Genomic DNA, 1,851 nt, shown 5'->3' on the forward strand with positions numbered 1-1,851 from the left:
GGACGTCCGGGTCGTCGCGCATGAGCAGCGGCGTCGCCGACGGCAGAGCGACCTCCCCGCCCCGGTGCTCGACCGCGGCTGCCGCGGCCTCGTCCGGGTGCACCATGAGCTGCGCACGGCCCTGCGCCACGAGCCGGTGGCAGCCGACCGACGCGGCCGAGGAGAACGCCCCGGGAACCGCGAACACCGTCCGCCCGAGCTGCCCGGCGTGGTGTGCGGTGTTCAGTGCCCCCGAGCGGGCACCCGCCTCGACCACCACCGTGACGTCGCCGAGCGCGGCGATCAGCCGGTTCCGTGCGAGGAACCGCCAGCGCGAGGGCCGGGTGCCCGGCGGGGACTCGGCGATGACCGCACCCCGCTGGGCGACGCCCCGGAGCATCTCGACGTTGCCCGCCGGGTACAGCTGGTCGACGCCGCCCGCGAGCACGGCGACGGTCGTCGCGCCGGCCGCGATCGCCACGCGGTGCGCCGTGGCGTCGATGCCGTACGCTCCCCCGCTGACGACCACGCACCCGGCGTCCGCCGTCCGCGAGGTGATGTCGGCCGCGGCCTCGGAACCCGCGACGGTGTTCGCGCGTGACCCCACGACCGAGACCGCCGGCGGGTCGCCCCAGTCGGCGACGGAGCCGTGCGACGACCGGCTCCACAGCACGAGGGGTGCATGGTGCCCGAGGTCGTCGACCGCCCGCGGCCACGCCGGTCCGTCGGGCAGGAGCAGGCGCGCTCCGACGGCGTCCGCTGCGGCCAGCACGGCCCCGACGTCCGCGTGGGCCAGCCGTGGGCGCCACCGCTCGACGGCCTTCGTCAGCGCCCGGCCGTAGCCCGTCGGGTCGTCCGTCCCCGCCACACCCCGTTCGACGCAGAGCGCGAGGAGCCCGCCGATCCCGTCGTCGACGGCGCCGAGGACCCCCTCGAACGCCGCGGCGGGACCGAGCCCCTCGACGAGTCCGCCCGCGATCGCGTCCCCGGGCTCAGCGACGACCGACCAGGCGACACGGGTGCAGGCCACGACCGGATCAACGTCACGCGAACCGGTCGCCCGGAGCACGGCCTCGAGGAGTCCCGGCTCTCCGTGCGGCGTCACAGCGCGCTCCGCAGCGCGAGGGCGTCCTGGACGTGCTCGGCGGTCGGGCGGTCCGCCTCCGCGAGGTCGGCGAGCGTCCAGGCCAGCCGCATGATCCGGTCCCAACCGCGCATGGTGATCGTGCCGAGGTCGAGCGCTCGGTCGATGGCCTTCGTGGACCCGGGCGCGCCGGTGCCGTCACGACGGAGCCACGTCCCGGCGACGTCGGCGTTGCGGGTCCATCCCGTACCGCGCAGCCGGGTGCTCGCGCGGTCTCGCGCTGCCAGGACCACGGCCCGCGCCTCCGCGGTCGTGGGCGCACGGTCGTCCGCGGCACGCACCGCGGCCGTGGTCACACGTGGGATCTGCACACGGATGTCGATGCGGTCGAGGAGCGGGCCGGAGAGTCGCGCCAGGTACCGCCGGACCGTGCTCGCCGAGCACTCGCACGGTGTGCCGTGCGCGACCCCGGCGTGCCCGCACGGACAGGGGTTGGCGGCGAGCACCACCTGGCACCGTGCGGGGAACTCGACCGCGCCGGCGGAGCGGTGCACGGCGATGCGCCCGGACTCGAGCGGCTGCCGCAGCGCGTCGAGGACCGCTCGGGGGAACTCGGGTGCTTCGTCGAGGAACAGCACGCCGTGCGTCGCCCGCGAGACCGCTCCGGGGCGGATGACGCCGCTGCCGCCACCGATGAGCGCCACGGCCGAGGCCGAGTGGTGCGGAGCTTCCCACGGCGGCCGTCGTGTCCACGACCGCGCACGTGCCCGGCGACCGACCGGATCGAG

2 protein-coding genes are annotated in these 1,851 nt (G+C 76.5%); both read right to left on the reverse strand.

Features of this window, described 5'->3' with window-relative positions:
- Positions 1–1,084 (reverse strand): DNA-processing protein DprA (gene dprA, locus I59_RS01210; protein ID WP_022902317.1); only part of this gene is annotated, 1,084 nt, incomplete at its 3' end.
- Positions 1,081–1,851: ATP-binding protein (locus I59_RS01215; protein ID WP_022902318.1), on the reverse strand; the 771-nt coding region annotated here is incomplete at its 5' end. The genes I59_RS01215 and dprA, both read right to left, overlap by 4 nt.

Origin of the sequence: Curtobacterium sp. B8 (assembly GCF_000333315.1) — a bacterium.
In the GTDB taxonomy this organism is placed as follows: domain Bacteria; phylum Actinomycetota; class Actinomycetes; order Actinomycetales; family Microbacteriaceae; genus Curtobacterium; species Curtobacterium luteum.